Genomic DNA, 23,088 nt, shown 5'->3' with positions numbered 1-23,088 from the left:
TGTGGCTCCTTGAAGGTTCATATATTGCTGGTCAGGCTCATCAGCGGCAGCATGATCGCCAGCATGATCACTGCCACCAGCACGGCCATGACCACAGTCAGCGACGGCACCAGCGCGGCGAGCAGGCGGTCGATGCCGCGCTTGGCCTCGACGTCGAAAATGTCGGCCACCTTGAGCAGCATGCTGTCCAGTTCACCGGCCTGTTCGCCGACCTCAATCATTTGCAGGGCCAGCTCCGGCAGCAGCGGTTGGCTGCCGAACGCGCTGGCCAGGGTGCCGCCGCCTTTCACCGACTCCGCCGCCTGCGCCACCTGGGCCTGCAGCGCGCGATTGCTGCAGACCTGCCGCGCGATCACCAGCGCTTGCAGCAGCGCCACGCCGTTGCTGAGCAAGGTGCCGAGGGTGCGCGCCAGACGCGCGGCTTCGACCCGCTGCAACAGCGGTCCGATCAGGCGCAGGCCGAGCAGGCGACGGTCGTGGCGTTGCCGGCGCAGGGGATCGCGCAGGCGCGCGGCGAGTGTCGAGGCCATCCCGATCAATGCCGCCAACACCGCCAGGCCATAGCGACCGAGGAACTGGCCGAGCGCGAGAATCACCTCGGTGATCCATGGAATCGGCACGCCCAGGTCCTCGAAGATCGGCACGAATTGCGGCACCACATACGCCAGCAGCAGCGCCAGGGAACCGAGCACGCCGACCACCAGGAACGCGGGATAGATCAGCGCATTGATCACTTCGCCCTTTAATAACTGGCTGCGCTCCAGGTAATCGCTGAGCTGGCGCAAGGTGCTTTCCAGCGCGCCGCCAGCTTCACCGGCACGCACCATGCTCAGGTACAGCGGGGAAAAGTTGTCGCCCTCTTGCGCAAGCGCCGCGGATAACGTCTGGCCTGCCTTGACCTGCTCGCGGATGCGTTCGATCAACGCGCGCACCGCGGGCGGGCCGGGCTGTTTGAGCAACAGGCCGAGGGCACGTTCCAGGGGCTGGCCGGCGCCCAACAGCGTGGCCAGTTGCTGGGTGAAACTCACCAGCGCTGCGCCCTTCAACGGCCCGCGCGTGTTGCGCAGCAGCCGGCTGCCCGCCGCTTCGATGTGCAGCAGCAACAAGCCGCGCTTGTGCAAGGCGGCGACGGCGGCAGCCTGGTCGGCGGCATCCAACGTGCCGCTCTGCTTGGCACCCTGGCTGTCCAGGGCGCGGAATTTGAACAGGCTCACGCGCCCTCTCCACGGGTGACGCGCAGTACTTCTTCCAGCGAGGTAATGCCCGCCAAGGCCTGGCGCAGGCCTTCTTCATGCAAGGTGCGCAGGCCGGCACGACGGGCGGCCTGCTCCAGGGTGTCGGCGTCGGCGTGGCGCATCAGCAGGCTGCGCAGTTCATCGTTCATCACCAACAGTTCGGTGATGGCGCTGCGGCCGTGATAACTGCCACGGTAGAGCAGGATCGGGCGCTGGTCGGTCAGGCGGTCGAGGCCATGTTCCTCGACCAGCTCCGGCGGTGCTTCGAACGCCACGCGCGTGGCCGGATCCAGCCGTCGCACCAGGCGCTGCGCCAGGATGCCGCTGACGGTCGAGGCGATCAGGTAGCTTTCCACGCCCATGTCCAGCAGCCGCGTGATACTCGCGGCGGCGCTGTTGGTGTGCAGGGTGGACAGCACGAGGTGGCCGGTGAGGGAGGACTGGATAGCGATGCGGCAGGTTTCGAGGTCGCGGATCTCGCCGATCATGATCACGTCCGGGTCCTGGCGCACGATGGAGCGCAGCGCACCGGCGAAGTCCAGGCCGATGGCCGGCTTGACCTGGATCTGGTTGATGCCTTCGAGCTGGTACTCCACCGGGTCTTCCACGGTGATGATCTTGCGTTCGGTGGTGTTGAGCCGCGCCAACGCGGTGTACAGCGTGGTGGTCTTGCCCGAACCGGTGGGCCCGGTGACCAGCAGGATGCCGTGGGGCCGCTCCAGCAGATCGAGGAAGGCCGCCAGGCGCTGGCCGTCGAAGCCCAGGCTGGGGAAGTCGAACTGCACGGTTTGCCGGTCCAGCAGGCGCATCACCACCGACTCGCCGAAACTGGTCGGCACCGTGGAGACCCGCAAGTCCAGTTCCTTGCCCTGGATACGCAGCATGATCCGCCCGTCCTGGGGCAGGCGTCGCTCGGCGATGTCCAGGCGCGCCATGATTTTCACCCGCGAGATCACCGCCGCCGACGAACTGGCCGGCGGTGCCTCGGCGTCGTGCAGCACGCCGTCGATGCGGTAGCGCACCTTGAGCTGGCTTTCGAAGGGTTCGATATGGATATCCGACGCGCGCTGTTCCACGGCGCGCTGCAGGATCAGGTTGACCAGCCGAATCACCGGCGCTTCGGAGGCCATGTCCTTGAGGTGTTCGATATCTTCCAGCGCGCCGCCCTGCTCATCGAGGTTCTCGATCAGCGTGCCCATGGCGGAACGCCCCTGGCCGTAATAGCGCTCGATCAGCGTGTCGACTTCAGTACGCGGGCCGATCGCCAGCCACACCGGCACCTGGCAGGCGTAGGCCAGGGCCTGGAACGGATAGGCCTGCGCCGGGTTGGCCGCGAGCACGCGCAGCCCGCCCTGGTTCCAGCCCATGGGCACCACCTGGTAGTGGCGCATGAAGCGCTCGGTGAGCGCCGGCAAAGGGTCGAGCAGCGGCGGCGCGGCATCCGCCAGCAACAGCGGCGCACCGAGCAGGCCGGCCCAGGCACGCGCCAGCTCGATTTCCGAGACCAGCCCCAGGCGCGTCAGCAGCCCCAGCAGGTCGTCGGCATCGGTGGACAAGCGTCGGGCACGCTCCAGATCGACGGTTTTCAGCCCGGCGTGCTGCATCAGCCACGCGCACACTTGGTCGGTGTGCGGTATCTGCAGATGGCAGGCATCGATAGGCATGGACGACATAGTAGTGGGTGTCTGATTGCGAGAAAGTATGGCTATTTGGAACTACTGGGCATTAAAGGTAAAAGGCCATTAGTTCGCCACGCCGCAGTCGAAGTTAACCGGGGTTATCGACTGGAAGTTACAACGCTAGTTCCGGAAGCTCGGAAACAAACTGAAAAGAATAGCCAAGGACTGTCCCGGATTTCCGGTACAACCCTTGATTTAAAGCCTTCTTTACCTGCCGTCAGGAATTGGCTAATTGCAATTAGCCACGTGCTTAGTTATTCAGGCACTTTCGCGCTCGATCAAGCGACATTGCAAAAGATTCAAGCGCTGAACTTCCTCTTCAACCGGCAATACGCCCAAACTTTGCAGAACCCGCGTCGCTGCTAATACACCGATATCCAGGGCCGGCGGTTTGATCGTACTGAGGCTCGGCAACAACATTTCGGCAAACGGATAATCGCCGAACCCCAGCACCGCGCAGTCCTGCGGGATCTTCACGCCGGCACGCTGCCCGGCCAACAGGCCGCCGGCGGCCAGGTTGTCATTGGCGAAGAAGATCGCGTCGGGCGGTGTCGCATGGCCCATCAGGGTTTCCATCGCCTGCTTGCCCGCTTCAAAGGGCGCGCGGTCAGCGTCGGGGGCGAATACCCAGGGGGCGACGCCCAACGCCGTCAGCGTCGCGGCGAACCCGTCTCGCCGTTCCAACGCGCTGAAGTCGCCCGGGGCGCTGTTCTGCACGAAGGCGATGCGCCGATAGCCCTGGCCATGCAGGTAGCGCGCGGCCGTGACGCCCACGTCGTAGTGGGAAAAGCCGATCTGCAACGGCTCGCGCTCGGGCACGTAGTCCCAGGTTTCCACCACCGGGATATCGACGTCGGCGATCATCTTTTCGGTGCCCGCGCTGTGGAAGCGACTGGTCAGCACCAGCGCCGCCGGTGACCAGCCGAGGAAGGCGCGCACCGCGCTTTCTTCCTGTTCGGCGCTGAAGTAACTGGACGCCAGCAACAGCTGATAGCCGTGGCGGCTGAGCGTGTCGCTGAAACCCTGGATGGTATTGGCGAAGATCGGCCCCGAGATGTTCGGGATCACCATCGCCACAATCCGTCCTCGCGCCGAAGCCAGCCCGCCGGCCACCAGGTTGGGCACATAGCCGAGTTCGGCGACTACCGCAGCGATGCGCTCGCGACGCTCGGGCGAGACCTGTTCCGGCTGGTTGAAATAGCGCGACACGGTAATCGCCGATACCCCGGCCTGGCGCGCCACGGTGTTCAAGGTGACGCGCCCGGCGCCACGGCGTTTGCGCGGTTTGTCTTCGCTCACGGGATGATCCTGTTAAAAACCAAAAAGAATATAGGGCTAATTTTTTAGTATTTGACGCTCTAAACCAGACCTACCAATAATGCCGATGTTAGCGCTAACAAAGCGCGTTGTCTGCTACTCGCTCGAGCGAATGCCCAAGACAGTTTCACAGGCGCTGACGGTCGCAAGAACCGCAGCGGTTCAGGGCATTTCTTTCGAGCGGACACAGCATGCACAGACGCACTCACTTGTTTTTACTCGCCGGTTTGACGGCGCTCCCCGTAACCGGCGCCTTTGCCGCCGACGAGGCGGAACCGACGCTCAAGTCCGTCACGGTCACGGCCACCCGCCGCGAAGAGTCGCTGCAAAAAGTCCCGGTGGCGGTCTCCGTCCTGGACGGCGAGCAACTGGAGCGCGACAACCGCAACGGCGTGGCGAGCATCGCACAACAAGTGCCGTCACTGAACTTCCGCACCGGCGCATCGAACAAGGACACGTCGCTGTTCGTGCGCGGCGTCGGCACCATTTCCACCTCCCCTGGCGTCGAGCCCACCGTGGCCACCGTAGTCGACGGCGTGGTCTACGCGCGCCCTGGCCAGGCCACCCTCGACCTGCTCGACCTGGAACGCATCGAAGTGCTGCGCGGCCCGCAAGGCACGCTGTTCGGCAAGAACGCCTCGGCCGGCGTGCTGAACATCACCAGCAAGGCGCCGACGGCCGAAACCCATGGCTATATCGACCAGTCCTACTACAGCGGCAATGAAAGCCGTACCCGCTTCGGTATCGGCGGCAGCCTGGTGCCGGACGTGCTCAAGGGCTCGATCAGCACGTTGTTCGGCAGCTACGATGGCAACGTCGACAACCAACATAATGGCCAGGAGGTCAACGGCTACAACCACAAGGGCATTCGCGGCAAACTGGAATTCACCCCGAATGACGACGTGAAACTGACCCTGATCGCCGACTACATGCAGTCCCACGACGATGCGCCGAATGGCGTGGTGAGCAAGTCCCTGACTCCGGCCTTCGCCAATGCGTTGAACCCGGTGCGCGCCTCCAGCGACAACCGTGATATCAACACCGACACCCGCAGCCATGTGGAAGACACCAACAAGGGCTTGTCTGCGCAACTGGACTGGAACCTGGGCGACTACACCCTGACCTCGATCACCGCCTGGCGCGGCTGGGACAACACCCAGTACCAGGATGGCGACCGCCTCGGCAGCGTCACCGCCGCGTTCCCCGGCACCGCCGACAAAGGCGAGCTGGCCTTCGACCAATACTCCCAGGAACTACGCCTGGCGTCGCCCAAAGGTGAATTCCTGGAGTACGTCGGCGGCCTGTTCTACATGCACGGCAAAGACAAAGAGACCTACCAGCGCACGCTGACGACCACCACACGCACGGACCGCGGCATCGCCGACTACAGCACCACCAGCGACAGCTACGCGGTATTCGGCGAGACCACACTGAATTTCACCTCGCGCTTTCGCGGCATCGCCGGCCTGCGCTATACCCACGACGACCTGAAATACGATCACCGTCGCACCTCCACCTCGGCCACCCTGGTCAGCGGGATTCAACCGGCCACCTCGAGTTCCGGCTCGGTGGATGAGGATGGCTGGTCCGGTCGCCTCGGCGTGCAGTACGACATCACCGACAACATCACCAGCTACCTCACCTACTCGCGCGGCTACAAAGGCCCGGCGTACAACGTGTTCTTCAACATGCTGGCGCGTGACACCGACGCGCTCAAGCCGGAAACCTCCAACACCTGGGAAGCCGGGATCAAGGCCACGGCCTGGAACAACCGCCTGACCACCAACCTGGCGGTGTTCCACAGCGATTACGACAACTACCAGGCCAACTTTTTCGACACGGTTGCCGGGCAGGTGGTCACGCGCCTGATCAACGCCGGCAGCGTCAGCACCGAGGGCGTCGAACTGGATTACGCCTTGCAGGCCACCCAACAGCTAAAATTCTCGGGTGCCCTGGCCTACACCCGTGCACGCATCGATGAATTCGCCTGCCCGGCGGGCGCGGCGGCCACCTGTAATGTCAATGGCAAGCCGCTGCCGTACAGCCCGGACTGGAAAAGCTACGTGCGCGCCGACTACACAATCCCGCTGGATAACGGCCTGGACATCGAACTGGGCACCGATTACAGCTGGCAGAGCGAAGTGCAGTACGACATCAGCCAGAATGTCGACACCAAGCAAGGCGCCTACGGCATCTGGAACGCCAGCGTGGCCCTGGCCGACTACAGCAACGGCTGGCGCGTGGCGTTCCTGGCCAAGAACCTTGCCGACAAGTCCTACTCACCGCTGCTGGCCACCGGCGGCAACTACATCTACCGCGCCGTGCCCCGTGACGATGAACGTTACTTCGGCGTGCAACTGCGCAAGGATTTCTAAGCATGAGCCGTCAACTGAAACTCGGCGCCTTCCTGATGGCCACCGGGCACCATGTCGCCGCCTGGCGCCACCCGGACGTACCGGCGAATGCCGGGCTGGATTTCGCCCAGTACAAACACCTGGCGCGCGTGGCCGAGGCGGCGAAGTTCGATGCGCTGTTCGTGGCGGACAGCATCGCTGCGGCCACCGGTGAGGTCGCCAGCCATATGGCGCGCTCGGACCATTTCGAACCGCTGACATTGCTGTCGGCGTTGAGTGCAGTGACGGAGCATATCGGCCTGATCGCCACGGCGACCACCAGCTATAACGAGCCTTACCATGTGGCGCGTAAATTCGCCTCGCTGGACCACTTGTCCGGCGGGCGCGCCGGCTGGAACCTGGTGACCTCGGACAACGCCGCCGAAGCGCAGAACTTCGGGCGCGAGGAACACCTGGGCCATGCTGAGCGCTACAGCCGCGCGCGCGAGTTTCACCAAGTGGTCACCGGCCTGTGGGACAGCTGGGAAGACGATGCCTTTGTGCGCGACAAATCCAGTGGCACCTATTACGACCCGAGCAAGCGGCATGTGCTGGAGCATGTCGGCGAACACTTCCGGGTCAAGGGCCCGTTGAATGTGGCGCGCTCGCCCCAGGGCCAGCCGGTGATCGTGCAGGCCGGCTCTTCCGAAGCGGGCCGCGAGCTGGCCGCGCAGACCGCCGAGGTGGTGTTTACCGCGCAGACGTCGCTGGCGAATGCCCAGGCGTTCTATGCCGACCTCAAGGCGCGGTTGAGCCGGTATGGACGTGAGGCGGACGCGCTGAAAATCATGCCCGGCGTGTTTGTGGTGGTCGGGCAGACCGAGGCCGAGGCGCAGGCCAAATTCGCCGCGTTCCAGGCGCTGGTTGAACCTGAAGTGGGCGTCGCGCTGCTGGGGCGCATGCTGGGCAATTTCGACCTGTCCGGCTACCCGCTGGACGGGCCGTTGCCGGCGCTGCCGTTAACCGACAGCGGGCAGCGCAGCCGCCAGCAGCTGTTGAGCGAACTGGCCGAACGCGAGCATCTGACACTGGCACAACTGGGCCGGCGAATTGCCGGCGGTCGCGGGCATTACAGCCTGATCGGCACACCCACGCAGATCGCCGACGAGCTGCAGCGCTGGTTCGAACAGGGTGCAGCGGATGGTTTCAATATCCTCGTGCCGCATCTGCCCGGGGGGCTGGAAGACTTTGCCCGCGAGGTGGTGCCCGAGCTGCAACGGCGCGGCCTGTTTCGCACCGAATACAGCGGCTCGACCTTGCGCGAAAACCTCGGTTTGGCGCGCCCGCAAAATCGCTTCAAGGAGGTTCAGGCATGAGGATTGCCGCGTTATTGCTCAGCCTGCTGGCGGTTACGCACACCGCGTTGGCGGCCGCACCCGACACTTTGCGCATCGGCTACCAGAAAGGCTCGATCGCCCTGGTGCTGGCCAAGGAACATGGTTTGCTCGAACAGCGCTTTCCGCAGACGACCGTGAAGTGGATCGAATTCCCCGCCGGCCCGCAGATGCTCGAAGCGCTCAACGTCGGTGCGCTGGACGTGGGCTCGACCGGTGACATCCCGCCACTGTTCGCCCAGGCCGCCGGTGCCGACCTGGTCTACATCGGCGCCGAGCCCCCCAAGCCCAGTGCCGAAACCATTCTGGTGCGCAACGACAGCCCGCTGCATTCAGTGGCGGACCTGAAGGGCAAGAAAGTCGCGTTCCAGAAAGGCTCCAGCTCTCACAACCTGATCCTGCGCGCCCTGAATAAAGCCGACCTGAGCTACAAGGATATCCAGCCGGTGTACCTGCCCCCCGCTGACGCGCGCGCGGCGTTCGAACAAGGCAGCGTGGATGCCTGGGCGATCTGGGAACCCTACTCGTCACTCGCCTTGAGCCAGAGCCCCAGCCATGTGCTGGCCAACGGCGAAGGCCTGGGCCTGTCGGGGCCGGTGTATACCGCGCGGCGCGAATATGCGAACGCCAACGGCGGCTTTATCCATGATCTATTGGAGGAACTCAGCAGCGCCGAAGCCCTCACCCGCAGCCAGCGCGAAGACAGCCTGCGCGTGCTGACACAGTTCATGGGCCTGCCCCGCGAAGTGATCGCACGCTACATGGATAACCGCCCGCCTTCGCCGATCTTGCCGATTGATGAGGGGATCATTAACGCGCAGCAGGCGACGGCAGATTTGTTCTTTCAGAACCACCTGCTGCCCAAGGCGATTGAAGTAAAGAAGGCAGCGTGGAGTGTTGACGCTCGCTGATAGCAGTACCGCGGAGATGCCCATGAAGGCGGTGGGTCAGTTGACCTTGTATCGACGGATAGCCCGCCATCGCAGGCAAGCCAGCTCCCACAGGTTGGACGGTGCCCTGAGCCACAATACAAAACCCATGTGGGAGCTGGCTTGCCTGCGATAGCGGTCGGTCAGCCACTGCATGAGATGGCTGACACAACGCCTTCGCGAGCAAGCCCGCTCCCACAGTTTTGATCATCGTCCGGGTTCGGATTCGAGGTGTTTCGCCAACATTCGCGCCGACGATACGACCCGGTTCGAACTTGAAATACAACCCAAATGTGGGAGCTGGCTTGCCTGCGATAGCGGTCCGTCAGCCACTGCATAAGGTGACTGACACACCGCCTTCGCGGGCAAGCCAGCTTCCACAGTTTTGATCGCCGTCCGGGTTTGGATTCGAGGTGTTTCGCCAACCTTCGCGCCGACGATACGACCCGGTTCGAACTTGAAATACAACCCAAATGTGGGAGCTGGCTTGCCTGCGATAGCGGTGGATCAGCCACTGCATGAGGTGACTGATACACCGCCTTCGCGAGCAAGCCCGCTCCCACAGTTTTGATCGTCGTCCGGGTTTGGGATTTGGGGTGTTTCGCCAACATTCGCGCCGACGTACGACCCGGTTCGAACTTGAAATACAACCCAAATGTGGGAGCTGGCTTGCCTGCGAAGGCGGTGGGTCAGCCACTGCATGAGGTGACTGACACACCGCCTTCGCGAGCAAGCCCGCTCCCACATTTTCTAACCGAGCCGGGTGCTCTTCTCGACCAGGCACATGGGCGTGCCCGCCACCGGCTCCTGCATGATCTGCACTTGCACTTCAAACACCTGGCGCATCAATTCGGCACTGATCACTTGCTCCGGCGCGCCATCGGCCACCAGCTTGCCGCCGTGCATCACCGCCAGGTGATCGGCGTAGCGGCAGGCCTGGTTGATGTCGTGGAGCACGGTGATCACCGTCTTGCCTTCGGCGGCGAGTTCGCCCATCAGGTCGAGCAGTTCGACCTGGTGGCTGATGTCGAGGTAGGTGGTGGGTTCGTCGAGCAGCACCACGGGCGCGTTCTGCGCCAGCACCATGGCCAGCCAGGCACGTTGGCGCTGGCCGCCGGACAGGTCGGCCAGGGCACGGTCGGCCAGGTTATCCAGTTCCAGGCGCTGCATGGCCTGGGTCACATGAGACTGGTCGTTGCCGCTCAGGCGCCCCCACAGTGAGTTGTGCGGGCTGCGACCGTAGGCGATCAACTGGCGCACGCTGACGCCCTCCGGCACCGGCAACACCTGAGGCAGAAACGCGACCTGTCGGGCCAGTTGGCGGGCAGACAGGCTCGCATAGGCCTGGCCATCCAAGGTCAACTCACCCTGGGTCGGCTTGAGAATGCGCGCAAATGCCTTGAGCAAGGTGGACTTGCCGCAGCCGTTGGGGCCGATCAACGCGGTGACCTTGCCCACCGGCGGCGCGAACGACAGGCCCTGCACGATGCGCGTCGCGCCGTAACCGATATCGAGCTGTCGTGCGTGGAGAATACTCATGTGATCAGCCCTTGAACCGTGCCAGCAACCAAAGAAAATACGGCGCGCCAATCACCGCCGTGAGCACCCCCGCAGGGATTTCGCTGGGCGCAATCAAGCTGCGCCCGAGGGTGTCGGCGAGCACCAGCAGCAGCGCGCCGATCAGCATCGCTGCCGGCAGCAAATAGTGGTGATGCCCGCCCACCAGGCGCCGCGCCATGTGGGGTGCGACCAGGCCGATAAACCCGATCGGGCCGATCACGCCCACCCCCAGGCTGGTGAGCAGCACCGCGCAAGCCATTGCCAGCCAGCGCGTGCGGCCGAGCGCGGTGCCCAGGCTGTGGGCGGCTTCATCGCCCAGGGCGATCAGGTTCAGCGGCTTGGCCAGGCACAAACCCAGCGGGATCAGCACCAGGAACGGCAGCACCAGCGCCACATGGTGCCAGTTGCGGCTCCACAGACTGCCGGTCAGCGCGAGCAAGGCGGTGTTGATATCCAGCGGATGGGACAGGATCAGAAACTCGGTGACGCTGGACAAGGTCACCGCAATCGCCACCCCGGACAGCGCAAAGCGCACCCCGGAAAAACTCACACCGGTGCTGTACAGCGCCAGCAGCAACGCGCCGCCGGCACCGCCCAGGCACGCCACCAGCGGCAGCCAGGCGATCGGCAGGTGCGGCCAACCGATGATCGCCACGGTCAGCGCCAATCCCGCGCCTTGGGTCACGCCGAGGATTTCCGGCGAGGCCAGCGGGTTGCGAATCACCCCCTGCACAATCGCCCCGGCCAGGCCGAATGCGCAGCCTGCGAGGATCGCGATCAGGCTGCGTGGCAGGCGGTGGTTCCACACTTCAAAGTCGAGCGCGTCATGGGCCAGCAGCCGGTCCAGCACGGTCTCCGGAGCGAGCCAAACGGTGCCTGCGCTGAGGCTGACAAAGGTCGCCAGCAGCAACAGGCCGAGCAACAGCCAGAGGCGCAATCGTGGCTGGGTCATAGGGTACGCCTGGCGAGAAAGAGGAAGAACGGTGCACCAATCAACGCGGTGACCACCCCGGCCGGGGTTTCCACCGGGAAGGCCACGGCGCGGCTGAGCAGGTCGGCGCCCAGCACGATCACCGCACCCAACGCTGCGCTCAGCGGGATCAGCCAGCGGTAATCGTTGCCGAGAAACTGGCGCAGGATATTCGGCGCGATCAGCCCGACAAAACCAATCGGCCCCACCGCGCAAACGCTAGCGCCCACCAGCAACAGGCTGGCGACAAACACCTGCAGGCGCAGGCTGGCGATGCCCACGCCCAACGAGCGCGCGGCGTCTTCGCCGAGGTTGATCAGGTTCAAGCGCGGCGCGCACCACAGCGCCCACAGGCCGCCGATCAAGGTGCACGGCCAAAGCAATTGCACCTGCGCCGCACCGACGTTGGCCAGGGAACCGGCCAGCCAGTTCAACACGCTTTGCGCCTGGGCCTCGACCAGGATCACGGTGAGGCGGGTCAAGGCTGCACACAGGGCTGCGACGGCAACGCCCGCCAATACCAGGCGCCCCTGGGCCGTGGTCGGCGACCAGGCACCGCCGAGGCTGAACACCGTGATCCAGGCCAGTGCGCCGCCCAAGCAGGTCATCAGCAAGGCGCCACCGGCGAACGGCAACGCGACCAACCCGGTGGAAAACAACGCAAGCCCCAACGCCGCCCCCGCCGTCACGCCGAACAACGAAGGCGATGCCAGGCGGTTGCGGGTGATGCCTTGCATCAGCGCCCCGGCCAGGCCCAGGCAAGCCCCCACCAACGCCGCGCACACCGCACGCGGCACACGCAACTGAGCCACGATATAGGCCATGTTGCCGCCGACACGGCCCTGATGAACCAGGCCGTTCCAGGCATCCGCCGCCGTCAGGGTGAACGGTGACCAGCTGTACAACGACAGCCAGAACAACCCGGCGCCGAGCAGCAGAATGCCGGCTGCCGCCACACTGCGCGCCATGCTTATTGGCTCAGTACGGCTTTACCGCCCTTGAGAATCGCCAACGCGTCTTCGGCGATCTGCTCCGACGCCAGCACCCCACGGTTACGCGCCCAGCTGTCGCCATCCACTTCGGCCACCTGCTGGTGACGTACGGCGCCAAGCACTTGCCACAGCGGCTGCTTGCTCCAGCTGTCGACGATGCTCGGGCGGCGGTAATGGCCGACCAGCAACCAACCCGGGTCGAGGGCGAGGAGTTGCTCCAGGCTGACGAACTCGGTCGGCGCCGCATTCGCGCGTACCGCTGGCACCTTCAGGCCGATCGCCTGCAGTACGCTGCCCGCGTAGGAGTCCGGGCCGTGCACCGAGAAGCTGTCTTCCCGCGCGACACCAAACAATACGTTGGTACCGGCGGGGATCTGCGCGGCGATTTTTTTCAGGTTGTCGCGGTTCTGCGCGATACGCGCTTGCATCTGCGGGCCTTTGCCGAGGGCCTTGCCGATCAGTTCGGCGGACTTGAGGCTGCCCTGGTAATCCTCGCCGCGCGAGGGCAGCAACAGGGTCGGCGCAATGCTTGCCAAGTCGCTGTACAGCGCCTGATGACGGTTAAGGTCGGCAACGATCAAGTCCGGCTTGAGCCGAGCGATTTCCTCGATGCTCGGCTGCGAACGCAAGCCTACGGACTGCCACTGGCCGATGGCTTGGCGCACCCTGGGCAGCACGCGGTTGGCGTCGCCATCGTCGGCGGCGCCAACGGGTGTGACGTCGACGGCGGCCAGGCTGTCGAGAAAGGAGAACTCCAGCACCACCACGCGCTTGGGCGCATCCGGCAGATGCACGGCGTGCTGGCCGTCATTGAGGTCGATGGGCGCAGCGCTTAACACGCTTGAAGAAAACGCCAGGAGGCAGGCGGCAAGGGTCGGGATGGAGCGCAGCATTCGCATGACAAGTACCTCGGCGTTAAAACACCCCGGCTAGACAGGCTGGGGAAAACGGCGGGTACTATTCCATATCGGCGCGGCGTGATCAAAAAACATTCTCATTTCCACCCTGGCAACGGGCTTGCTGTGCTGAGCAAGCCTGCTGGGGTCAGCAAACCTGTTGGGGTGAGCAGGTTTGTTTGAGCCAACAAACTTATTGTGGTGAGCACGTTTGTTGGAGTCAGCAAATTTATTGTGGTGAGCACGCTCCTGTGGCGAGCGGGCTTGCCCCGCGTTGGGCTGCGCAGCAGCCCCAAAACAGATCAGCATGGAATGCCTGGCACACCGCTTTTTGCTTGAAAGGGGCTGCTGCGCAGCCCAACGCGGGGCAAGCCCGCTCGCCACAAAAGATCCTGTGCACCCCGCCCTGCAGGCTCACCATAGAAAGCCTGCTCACCATAGAAAGCCCCTACCCAGGCATACCCGTCACAGCGATCAGAAATCGACAGTAGCCGAGAGCAAATACGTACGCGGTGTCGACAGGGTCAGCCCCGGCTCGCTGTCATCCGACGCTCCCGCCGAACTCCAGTAGCGTTTATCGGCGACGTTTTCCACGTTCGCGCGCAAGGTAATGTGCTTGTCATCCACCTTGAACGCATAGCGCGCGCCGACGTCGACACGGTTCCAGGCGTCGATCTCCTTGACGTTGGAGGTGTCCAGGTACTGCGAGCTGGAGTAGATGCCACGGCTGGTCAGGGTCAAGCCTTCGAGGCCCGGCACATCCCATTCGGCGCCGAGGTTGACGTTGTACTTGGGCGTGGCCGGCGCGCGGTTGCCGTTGGTGGCGCCGTTGGTGGTGTCCTGCAGCTTGCTGTCGATGTACATCACCCCGCCGAGCAGGCGTACGCCCTTGAGCGGCTCGCCGAACATGCTCAGCTCCGCCCCGGTGTTCTGGCGCTTGCCGTTGGGACCGAACACCGTCGTGATGGCATTGGTTTCGTAGGCAGGCTGCTTGATACGGAACACCGCAGCGGTCACCGCAAAGGCGCCGGCGTCGTATTTGGCGCCGACTTCCACCTGGCGGCTGATGAACGGCGGGAAGATTTCATCGTCGTTGGCCGAGGTCGACGGCGCGACCTTGCCCTGGCTCAGGCCTTCCATGTAGTTGGCATACAGCGACAGTTTGTCGGTGGCCTTGAACAACAGGCCACCGGACGGCGAGATCTTTTCTTCGTCATAGGCGGTGCGGCCTTTGACCCCGTTGTTCCAGTCATCCACCTTGACCCGCTGCCAGCGCGCGCCGAGGGTCAACAGCAGGCGGTCGTCAAAGAAGCCCAGGGTATCGGACAACGCCACGCCACTGAAGCGGTTCTCGGTGTAGACCTTCGGATCGGGGCGGGTTTGCACCGAGGGTGTCGGTATCTGCACAGGGTTGTAGAGGTTGCTGCGGCCCTGCGCATACCGTGCGCCGCCGTTTTCGAAATCCATATAGAAGTAGCTGGCGGCCAGGTTGACCTCATGGCTCACCGAGCCGGTCTGGAACCAGTTGCGCACGCCGGCGGTGTAGGTGCGCACATTTTCATCGCGGGTGAAATCGCGCGGCAGCACCAGGAAGTCGCCGGCGGCGTTGGTCACAGACACTGCATGGCGCAGGAAGTCGTGGTTACTTTTGCGCGCGCCCATACCGCCGTACAGCATCACGTTATCGCTGAGGTCGTACTCGGCGTTGACCGTCCCGAAGGTGTCGTTGGTGCTGGCCTTGCTCCAGGACTGCGCGTAATTGCGACGCACATCGTTGGCGCTCGGCACCGGCGCATTGGCTGCCACCTGCACCCGCTCCTGCGGGGCATCGGTGTCGCGCTCGGTGTGACCGATATCCGTGGAAAGACGCAGGCGCTCGCCACGAAAATCCAGGCCGAGCACGGCCATTTCACGGTCGACACTCTGGTGGTCCCACTCGGTGTCGCCGGACTGCTTGACGCCGTTGAAGCGGATACCGAACTTGTTGTCCTCGCCAAAGCGCCGCCCTACATCCACGGCGCCGCCGGCCTGGCTGTCGGAGGCCCAGTTGCCGGTAAACGAGTTGATGTCCTTGTCGGTGGCGCGCTTGGGCACCACGTTGATCCCGCCGCCCACGCTGCCACGCGGCGAGATGCCGTTGATCAACTGGGTCGGGCCTTTGAAGATGTCGACGCGGTCGGCCATTTCCATGTCGATGGTGTAGGTCGGCAACACGCCGTAGAGGCCGTTGTAGGCCACATCGCTGTTGAACAGGCTGAAGCCGCGGATGGTGAACTGTTCATAGCGCCCACCGGCCGGGTTGGTGGCGCGTACCGACGGGTCGCTGGCAATCAGGTCACCGAGCGTGCGCGCCTGCTGATTCTTCACCGCATCCTGGGTGTAGGTGGTCATGCTGAACGGGGTTTCCATGAAGTCCCGCGTGCCCAGCAGGCCCTGCGAGCCGCGCCGCGCCACCTGGCCACCGGCGTAGGTGTCGCCGTCGTAGAGGCCGGTGGTGCCGAGAATCGAGGTCGGCGCCAGCTCCAGGCTGCTGCCATCCGGTATCGGCACCAGCATGTAATCGCGGTCGCCCATCGGTTGCAATTGCAGGCCCGACCCTTGCAGCAAGCGGGCAAAGCCCTCCTCCACCCCATATTCACCGGACAAGCCACTGCTGCTGCGGCCGCTGACCAGCGCCGGGTCGACGGACAGGTTGACGCCCGACAACCCGGCAAACCGGGTCAGCGCCGCGCTCAGGCTGCCGGCCGGCACCTGGTAACTGCGCCGGGCGGCGGTGTCTTCGGCATAGCTGACGGGGACGAACAACGGGCTGGCGCTGAGGCTCAGCATCAGGCTCAGTTTCAGCAACGGGCGCAAGCGCAAAGGTAGAACTGCGGGCATTGGAGGAAGCTCTCGATTTTGTTCACTTGCCTGGAATGACAGGCGAGGCGAAAAAAGGGGACAGGCTTCGGCCAACTTTCTTCAACATCGCAGGGAAATGGCGACGCCACCTCCCTGAAAAATAGGGAAAAGAGCCACAAGAGTTTCGGATTTTTCGAAGCGTGCGTTTATGTAGTCTTTTTTATAAAGGAACTCCCACGAAGCTTCCGGGTCGGCTGATGTACCTATTTTCATTTCACTACACGGATGGGTCGGATGAAACAGATGTCCTTCGTCGAGACCGAGCATGCTGGCGCCGCCAAGGACGCTCTGTATGCCCGCCTCTCAGGCCCCAGGCACGCTAACGCAAGCCAGCAGGCTGTGCACGACTTTGATAGCTGTCGGAATATCGAATCAGGCGCCGTATTTATTATTGCCTCCGGCCTGTCGGCCAAGTCATTCCCGTTCGAAACGTTTGCGCACGTGCCTATGATCACGATGAATGGCGCTGTCTCGATGTTTCTGAACACAGACATCCAACCGTTTTTTTACGCCTGCACCGACAGAAGCTTCTCCAAGCAACAGCCGGATTTATTCAAATACGCCATGGCAACCAGCAAACGCGTGGCGCTGTGGGAGGACCATGCGCAATCGTCCCGTGCGCGTCCGACCGGGCAGCTCTATCGGCTGACCAAGGCGAAAAGACCCTCCTGGCTCGATGCGACCATGGGCAGACACGCTGCCCTGGTGGCTGACCACTCCCTGCTCGCAATGCGCAAAAGGCCGGTAGGCTTCAGCAAAGACATGAGCAAGGGCTTTTTCGACGCACGAACCGTGGCCTACCTGGCCATCCAGTTGGCCTACCACGCAGGCTTCACCAAGGTCTTTCTGGTCGGCGTCGACCTGCATGAAAATTCGGGACGGTTCTACGAGACCCAAGACTCGGTCAAGTCGCCCTGCGGGCTCGATGAGCACTATGAAACCCGCATCCTTCCCTCGCTCGAGCTGATGTCCAGGAAGGTCATGGGTAATGACTTCATGGTGTACAACTTCTCCGACTGCTCGCGGATCCCCGAGAGCGTCATACCCCGCGTGACGCTGGGGGAAGTCGAGGCGATGCTCCAGTAAGCCTACGCGCAGCACTTCCAGGGCCCAAGCCCTGGAGCGCGCCGATCACGCTCCCCCTTCAATCGCCGCGGCCGGGCAGCATGCCTGCGAGCACGTTGTCCTTGTCAATGAAGTGATGCTTCAACGCCACCAATGCATGCCCACCCACAAGTACCCCGCATAGCCAGGCAGTGTAGGTGTGGATGGCCTTCGCCAAGTCATAGAGACTTTGATCAGGCTCCACCAGCGGCGGCAACAGCAACAACCCGGCGAGCAGGATGGGTTTGTCTGCAACCGAACTCCAGTACCAGCCGGACATCGGCAACCCCACAAGCGCAACGCCGTACAACAGCAGATGACCGACGAACGCGCCCCGCTGCATCAGCGGGCTCATCGTCGCAGGCATCGCCGGGGCCGCATGTGTAAGACGCCAGCCAACACGCAGCACGATAAGCAAGAGCAGAACGCTGGCCATCGCCTTATGGACAAAGGTGAGCTGGTGCTGAGGGTTAAGCTCATCGCGCCAATGCACCGCCACAATCCCGACAAACCAAGCCACCACCCAGATCAGCGCCATGCCCCAGTGCAACCACTTCGCGGTGGCCGTATAGCTTTCTGCCTTCGACATTCGGATAGCCCTCCCTTTTTGAGAAGCTTGGATTATCGTCAATGGGCGTTATCGAAAAACCGTAAAATGCCGATGATGATGATCGAGTTTTCTGATTTTTCAGGGGGGACGGCGGGTATTCAGATAGGCTGCAGCGTTAACAAAGTGGGGACTTCACCGACCTTCGCGGCCAGCCTGCGAGGCGCGATTATTTTTTGCGGGCATGAAAAAGCCCAATCGTTTCAGATTGGGCTAAGTCATTGAAAAATATGGTCGGGACGGAGTGATTCGAACACTCGACCCCTAGCACCCCATGCTAGTGCGCTACCGGACTGCGCTACGCCCCGACTAGGCGTGTTACTGGGTTTGCTTCGCAACGAAGCGATCAGGAATATACCGCAAGCTTTTGAAATGTGGAAGTATTTTAAAAGCCGGATTTATTTCTTCAAAACCACCAGCACATCTTCGAGTTCGGAGATCATCTGGCGGATCAGTTGCTTGTATTGGGTGGTGTCATCTTTGGCTTCATCACCGGACATGCGCTGGCGCGCACCACTGATGGTGAACCCCTGGTCGTACAGCAACGCACGGATCTGTCGGATCATCAGCACATCCTGGCGCTGATAATACCGACGGTTCCCGGTGCGTTTGACGGGGTTGAGTTGAGGAAACTCCTGCTCCCAATAGCGCAGCACGTGCGGCTTTACCGCGCATAGCTCGCTGACTTCACCAATGGTGAAGTAGCGTTTGCCTGGGATGACGGGTAGCTCGTCGTTATGACTTGGTTCCAGCATAAGCCTCAACTCGGGCCTTCAACTTCTGCCCTGGACGAAAGGTGACCACACGGCGAGCCGTGATCGGGATTTCTTCTCCCGTTTTTGGATTGCGGCCAGGCCGCTGGCGTTTGTCCCGCAGGTCAAAATTGCCGAAACCGGACAATTTGACCTGCTCATTGTCTTCCAGAGCGTGCCTGATCTCTTCAAAAAACAGCTCGACCAATTCCTTGGCCTCGCGTTTGTTCAGACCCAACTCTTCGTACAGACGTTCCGCCATCTCAGCTTTCGTCAAAGCCCCCATACGTCACTTCCTTAACGTGGCGTTCAACCTTTGTTCGAGCGAGGTGAGGATATTTTGTGTCGTGGTATTCACCTCATCGTCATTAAGAGTGCGCGATGGATGCTGCCAGGTCAAGCCAACTGCAAGGCTTTTTCTATGCGGATCAATGCCTTTACCCTGATAGACGTCAAATAGCCTGAGGTCTGTCAGCCATTCCCCTGCATTTTCACGGATTACATCCAGAACGGCAGTGGCGGCCACTTCACGGTCAGCGATCAGCGCCAGGTCGCGACGCACTTCAGGGAAGCGCGACAACTCGCTGAATTTAGGCATCTTGCCCGCGGCGACTTCAGCCAGGACCAGCTCGAAAACGAAGACTGGGCGGTCCAGCCCCAGGGTTTTCGACAGCTCAGGGTGAATAGCCCCCACGAAACCCACCAGGCGACCTTCGCGCTCGATGCGTGCAGTCTGGCCCGGATGCAGTGCCGGATGCTGACCCGGTACAAAAGTGAAGTCATCCAACGCACCGGAAAAGCCCAATACTGCTTCCACGTCGGCCTTGACGTCGAAGAAGTCCACGCCATCGCGGCCCTGCGCCCAGCCTTCCGGCAGACGGCTGCCACAGACCACGCCCGCCAGCATTGGCTCTTGCTTGAGGCCGTCGAGTTGACCGACGAAACGCAGGCCGCTTTCGAACATGCGCACGCGGTCTTGCTGACGGTTCAGGTTGTGGGAAAGCGCCTTCACCAAGCCAGGCCACAGCGACGAACGCATGGCAGCCATGTCATTGGAGATCGGATTGGCCAACAGCAGCGGCTCGACGCCCGGGTTGAACAGTTCGAACTGCTTCGGGTCGATGAAGCTGTAGGTCACCGCTTCCTGGTAGCCACGGGCAACCAGCAGACGGCGCAACTCAGGCAAGTGCGCACGCGCCTCGGCCTTGGGTTGTGGTGCCAGGCGGGCTTGCGGGTAGCGAACCGGCAGACGGTTGTAACCGTATAGACGCGCCAGTTCTTCGATCAGGTCGACTTCCAGGCTGATATCGAAGCGATGGCTTGGCACTTCAACGTGCCACTGCCCTTCCCCACCGGCGGTAATACCCAGGCCGAGAGCGGACAACAGTTGCTCGATTTCAGCCGGCGCGATCACCAGGCCGAGCATCTGCTCGACGCTTTTGGCACGCAGGGTAATCGGCGCAATGGACGGCAGGTACTGCTCACTGACGGTTTCAGTGATCGGACCCGCTTCACCACCGGTGATTTCCAGCAGCAGGCCCGTGGCGCGCTCCATGGCTTCACGGGCGAGTTTCCAGTCCACACCACGCTCGTAGCGGTGCGAGGCATCGGTGTGCAGGCCGTAGGAACGCGCCTTGCCAGCGATGGCGATCTGGTCGAAAAACGCGCTCTCCAGGAAGATATCGCGGGTAGTCGCGGATACACCGCTGTGCTCGCCACCCATCACACCGGCAATGGCCAGGGCGCGGGAATGGTCGGCGATTACCAGGGTATCGGCACGCAGGCTGACTTCCTGGCCATCGAGCAGCACCAGCTTCTCGCCTTCTTCGGCCATGCGTACGCGGATGCCACCGTTGATTTCGGCGAGATCGAACGCGTGCAGCGGTTGGCCCAATTCCAACATCACGTAGTTGGTGATGTCGACAGCGGCATCGATGCTGCGCACGTCAGCGCGACGCAGACGCTCGACCATCCACAGCGGAGTAGGCTTGGACAGGTCGACGTTACGGATTACCCGACCCAGGTAACGTGGGCAGGCGTTGGATGCCAGCACTTCGATCGAGCGCACTTCATCGTGCACTGCCGCTACGGGAGCGACCACGGGACGGGTCACGGGGGCGTTGTACAGCGCACCCACTTCACGGGCCAGGCCGGCCAGGGACAGGCAGTCGCCACGGTTCGGGGTCAGGTCGACCTCGATGCTGGCGTCTTCCAGTTCCAGGTAGACACGAATGTCCTGGCCAACCGGTGCGTCGGCCGGCAGCTCCATCAAGCCGTCGTTGCCCTCGCCCACCTGCAGCTCGGCCTGGGAGCACAGCATGCCGTTGGACTCGACGCCACGCAGCTTGGCCTTCTTGATCTTGAAGTCGCCTGGCAGCTCGGCACCGATCATGGCGAACGGGATCTTCAGGCCCGGGCGCACGTTAGGCGCTCCGCACACGACCTGGAAGGTCTGCGCACCATTACTGACCTGGCACACACGCAATTTGTCGGCGTCCGGATGTTGCTCGGTGCTCAGCACCTCGCCCACCACCACGCCACTGAAAACACCGGCGGCCGGCGTCACGCTATCGACCTCAAGGCCGGCCATCGACAGACGAGCAACCAGCTCGTCGCGACCTACCTGCGGGCTTACCCAGCCACGCAGCCATTGTTCACTGAATTTCATCCTGCTCTCCTAAAGATTCGTTACGACTAGCGAAATTGCGCGAGGAACCGCAAGTCGTTGTCGAAGAACAGACGCAAGTCATTCACGCCGTAACGCAGCATGGCCAGGCGCTCGACGCCCATGCCGAAGGCAAAGCCCGAGAACTCTTCCGGGTCGATCCCGGACATGCGCAGCACGTTGGGGTGAACCATGCCGCAGCCCATCACTTCCAGCCAGCCAGTCTGCTTGCAGACGCGGCAGCCTTTACCGCTGCACATCACGCATTCCATGTCGACTTCGGCGGACGGCTCGGTGAACGGGAAGAACGAAGGACGGAAGCGCACCGCCAGCTCTTTCTCGAAGAACACCCGCAGGAACTCTTCGATGGTGCCCTTGAGGTCGGCGAAGTTGATGTCGCGATCAACCAGCAGGCCTTCAACCTGGTGGAACATCGGCGAGTGGGTGATATCGGAGTCGCTACGGTACACACGGCCTGGGCAGACGATGCGGATCGGCGGCTTATTCGCTTCCATGGTGCGGACCTGTACCGGCGAGGTATGGGTGCGCAACAGCATGTTCGCGTTGAAATAGAAGGTGTCGTGCATCGACCGGGCCGGGTGATGGCCTGGGATGTTGAGCGCCTCGAAGTTGTGATAGTCGTCCTCGACCTCAGGGCCTTCGGCAATGCCGTAGCCGATGTGGGTGAAGAACTGCTCGATTCGTTCCAGAGTCCGGGTGATCGGATGCAGACCGCCCGAGGCCTGGCCACGGCCAGGCAAGGTCACGTCAATCGACTCGGCGGCGAGCTTGGCCGCTAGATCGGCCTCCTCGAGCGACGCCTTGCGCGCATTGAGCACCTCTGTGACACGCTCCTTGGCGACGTTGATCAGCGCACCGACTTGCGGACGCTCTTCAGCCGGCAAATTCCCCAGGGTCTTCATCACCTGAGTCAATTCGCCCTTTTTGCCAAGGTAGTGAACCCGGATTTGCTCCAGGGCATTGATATCTTCAGCGCTTTGCACAGCCTCAAGAGCTTGAGCGACGAGCGCGTCCAGGTTTTCCATGTACAGACTCCAGATACAAAATAGGGGAAGAGCTTGAAGGCTCTTCCCCTATTTATGACGTTTAACACCTTGGGCCACAGGAGTGACCCAGGGTGACTGTCGGGGGTACTTAAGCCAAGGTGGCTTTAGCTTTCTCGACAATCGCAGCAAACGCCGCTTTTTCGTTCACTGCCAGATCAGCCAGAACCTTACGGTCGATCTCGATGGACGCTTTTTTCAGGCCAGCGATGAAACGGCTGTAGGACAGACCGTTAACACGAGCACCAGCGTTGATACGAGCGATCCACAAAGCGCGGAACTGACGTTTTTTCTGACGACGGTCACGGTAGGCGTATTGGCCTGCCTTGATTACCGCTTGCTTGGCAACACGGAATACGCGTGAGCGTGCGCCGTAGTAGCCTTTAGCAAGTTTCAGAATTTTTTTGTGACGTTTACGGGCAATGACGCCACGCTTTACACGAGCCATGAGTTACTTCCTCTATTCTTGATCCAAAAATTAACGAAGGCGCAGCATGCGCTCGACTTTTGCCACGTCAGACGGATGCAGCAAGCTGCTACCGCGCAGTTGACGCTTACGCTTGGTCGACATTTTGGTCAGGATGTGGCTCTTGAAAGCGTGCTTGTGCTTGATACCGTTAGCAGTTTTCAGAAACCGCTTAGCAGCACCACTTTTAGTCTTCATCTTTGGCATGTTCGGATACTCCGCAT

At 62.3% G+C, this 23,088-nt stretch carries 20 protein-coding genes and 1 tRNA gene; 5 read left to right on the top strand and 16 right to left on the bottom strand.

The features are described from left to right. Nucleotides 1-17: 17 nt before the first annotated feature. The 3 genes from gspF to C9990_RS10440 all read right to left on the bottom strand — a co-directional run bounded on the left by gspF (nt 18) and on the right by C9990_RS10440 (nt 4,213). Nucleotides 18-1,214, bottom strand: coding sequence for a type II secretion system inner membrane protein GspF (gene gspF, locus C9990_RS10450; protein ID WP_106803213.1), 1,197 nt, complete (start codon nt 1,212-1,214; stop codon nt 18-20). Beyond that, entirely contained in the window at nt 1,211-2,908 is a 1,698-nt protein-coding gene (gene gspE / locus C9990_RS10445; RefSeq protein ID WP_106803212.1) for a type II secretion system ATPase GspE, read from the bottom strand. The genes gspF and gspE overlap by 4 nt, the downstream gene beginning before the upstream one ends. Nucleotides 2,909-3,172: 264 nt before the next feature. Continuing rightward, nucleotides 3,173-4,213 carry a LacI family DNA-binding transcriptional regulator gene (locus tag C9990_RS10440; RefSeq protein ID WP_106803211.1) on the bottom strand — a complete coding sequence of 347 codons (1,041 nt, stop codon included), beginning with the start codon at nt 4,211-4,213 and terminating at the stop codon, nt 3,173-3,175. Nucleotides 4,214-4,422: 209 nt separating this feature from the next. On the opposite strand from C9990_RS10440, the gene C9990_RS10435 reads away from it, so the two are divergent. Genes C9990_RS10435 through C9990_RS10425 form a run of 3 tightly spaced genes read left to right on the top strand, consistent with a single transcriptional unit; the run spans nt 4,423 to nt 8,869 of the window. After that, on the top strand, nt 4,423-6,606 hold the full coding sequence (locus tag C9990_RS10435) for a TonB-dependent receptor (protein ID WP_106803210.1): 2,184 nt from the start codon (nt 4,423-4,425) through the stop codon (nt 6,604-6,606). A gap of 2 nt (nt 6,607-6,608) precedes the next feature. Then, nucleotides 6,609-7,940, top strand: coding sequence for an LLM class flavin-dependent oxidoreductase (locus tag C9990_RS10430; protein ID WP_106803209.1), 1,332 nt, complete (start codon nt 6,609-6,611; stop codon nt 7,938-7,940). Continuing rightward, entirely contained in the window at nt 7,937-8,869 is a 933-nt protein-coding gene (locus C9990_RS10425; protein WP_106803208.1) for a sulfonate ABC transporter substrate-binding protein, read from the top strand. Before C9990_RS10430 ends, C9990_RS10425 begins: the two co-directional genes overlap by 4 nt. Before the next feature lie 768 nt (nt 8,870-9,637). Here the strand turns inward: C9990_RS10425 and fecE are convergent. The 5 genes from fecE to C9990_RS10395 form a co-directional block, all read right to left on the bottom strand. After that, on the bottom strand, nt 9,638-10,426 hold the full coding sequence (fecE, locus tag C9990_RS10415) for a Fe(3+) dicitrate ABC transporter ATP-binding protein FecE (protein ID WP_065903609.1): 789 nt from the start codon (nt 10,424-10,426) through the stop codon (nt 9,638-9,640). 4 nt (nt 10,427-10,430) lie between these two features. Beyond that, nucleotides 10,431-11,399 carry an iron chelate uptake ABC transporter family permease subunit gene (locus C9990_RS10410; protein ID WP_106803206.1) on the bottom strand — a complete coding sequence of 323 codons (969 nt, stop codon included), beginning with the start codon at nt 11,397-11,399 and terminating at the stop codon, nt 10,431-10,433. Then, nucleotides 11,396-12,385, bottom strand: a complete 990-nt coding sequence (gene fecC, locus C9990_RS10405; protein ID WP_106803205.1) for an iron-dicitrate ABC transporter permease FecC — start codon at nt 12,383-12,385, stop codon at nt 11,396-11,398. Before fecC ends, C9990_RS10410 begins: the two co-directional genes overlap by 4 nt. Nucleotides 12,386-12,387: 2 nt before the next feature. Further along, nucleotides 12,388-13,302 carry a Fe(3+) dicitrate ABC transporter substrate-binding protein FecB gene (locus tag C9990_RS10400; protein WP_371920694.1) on the bottom strand — a complete coding sequence of 305 codons (915 nt, stop codon included), beginning with the start codon at nt 13,300-13,302 and terminating at the stop codon, nt 12,388-12,390. 477 nt (nt 13,303-13,779) lie between these two features. Continuing rightward, nucleotides 13,780-16,185, bottom strand: coding sequence for a TonB-dependent receptor (locus C9990_RS10395; RefSeq protein WP_106803204.1), 2,406 nt, complete (start codon nt 16,183-16,185; stop codon nt 13,780-13,782). 255 nt (nt 16,186-16,440) lie between these two features. Here C9990_RS10395 and C9990_RS10390 point away from each other — a divergent pair, with 255 nt between their 5' ends. Next, the gene (locus tag C9990_RS10390) at nt 16,441-17,292 is read left to right on the top strand and encodes a lipopolysaccharide biosynthesis protein (RefSeq protein ID WP_106803203.1); all 852 of its coding nucleotides are present in this window, start codon (nt 16,441-16,443) and stop codon (nt 17,290-17,292) included. Nucleotides 17,293-17,350: 58 nt separating this feature from the next. Here the strand turns inward: C9990_RS10390 and C9990_RS10385 are convergent, their stop codons facing one another. Beyond that, entirely contained in the window at nt 17,351-17,899 is a 549-nt protein-coding gene (locus C9990_RS10385; RefSeq protein WP_106803202.1) for a cytochrome b, read from the bottom strand. A gap of 27 nt (nt 17,900-17,926) precedes the next feature. Between C9990_RS10385 and C9990_RS32285 the strand changes: the two genes are divergently transcribed. After that, nucleotides 17,927-18,142, top strand: a complete 216-nt coding sequence (locus C9990_RS32285) for a hypothetical protein (RefSeq protein WP_157955063.1) — start codon at nt 17,927-17,929, stop codon at nt 18,140-18,142. 6 nt (nt 18,143-18,148) lie between these two features. Here C9990_RS32285 and C9990_RS10380 read toward each other — a convergent pair. The 7 genes from C9990_RS10380 to rpmI form a co-directional block, all read right to left on the bottom strand. Continuing rightward, a tRNA-Pro gene (locus C9990_RS10380) sits at nt 18,149-18,225 on the bottom strand. A 90-nt stretch (nt 18,226-18,315) separates the two neighbouring features. Next, entirely contained in the window at nt 18,316-18,672 is a 357-nt protein-coding gene (locus C9990_RS10375; RefSeq protein ID WP_003174972.1) for a MerR family transcriptional regulator, read from the bottom strand. Then, nucleotides 18,653-18,955 (bottom strand): integration host factor subunit alpha, encoded by a 303-nt coding sequence (ihfA, locus tag C9990_RS10370; protein ID WP_002553164.1) that lies wholly within the window; start codon nt 18,953-18,955, stop codon nt 18,653-18,655. Before ihfA ends, C9990_RS10375 begins: the two co-directional genes overlap by 20 nt. 3 nt (nt 18,956-18,958) lie before the next feature. Continuing rightward, entirely contained in the window at nt 18,959-21,337 is a 2,379-nt protein-coding gene (gene pheT / locus C9990_RS10365; protein WP_106803201.1) for a phenylalanine--tRNA ligase subunit beta, read from the bottom strand. Between the two features lie 26 nt (nt 21,338-21,363). After that, complete coding sequence (gene pheS / locus C9990_RS10360; RefSeq protein ID WP_034099107.1) at nt 21,364-22,380, bottom strand: phenylalanine--tRNA ligase subunit alpha; 1,017 nt, start codon at nt 22,378-22,380, stop codon at nt 21,364-21,366. Between the two features lie 109 nt (nt 22,381-22,489). Continuing rightward, on the bottom strand, nt 22,490-22,846 hold the full coding sequence (gene rplT, locus C9990_RS10355; RefSeq protein ID WP_002553161.1) for a 50S ribosomal protein L20: 357 nt from the start codon (nt 22,844-22,846) through the stop codon (nt 22,490-22,492). Between the two features lie 30 nt (nt 22,847-22,876). Continuing rightward, nucleotides 22,877-23,071, bottom strand: coding sequence for a 50S ribosomal protein L35 (gene rpmI, locus C9990_RS10350; protein WP_002553160.1), 195 nt, complete (start codon nt 23,069-23,071; stop codon nt 22,877-22,879). Nucleotides 23,072-23,088: the final 17 nt, after the last annotated feature.

The sequence above is a fragment of the Pseudomonas sp. S5D5 genome (assembly GCF_003013355.1).
GTDB lineage: Bacteria > Pseudomonadota > Gammaproteobacteria > Pseudomonadales > Pseudomonadaceae > Aquipseudomonas > Aquipseudomonas aylmerensis.
The sequence above is the reverse complement of the archived record's forward strand: the minus strand, read 5'-3'. Positions and strand labels throughout refer to the sequence as shown.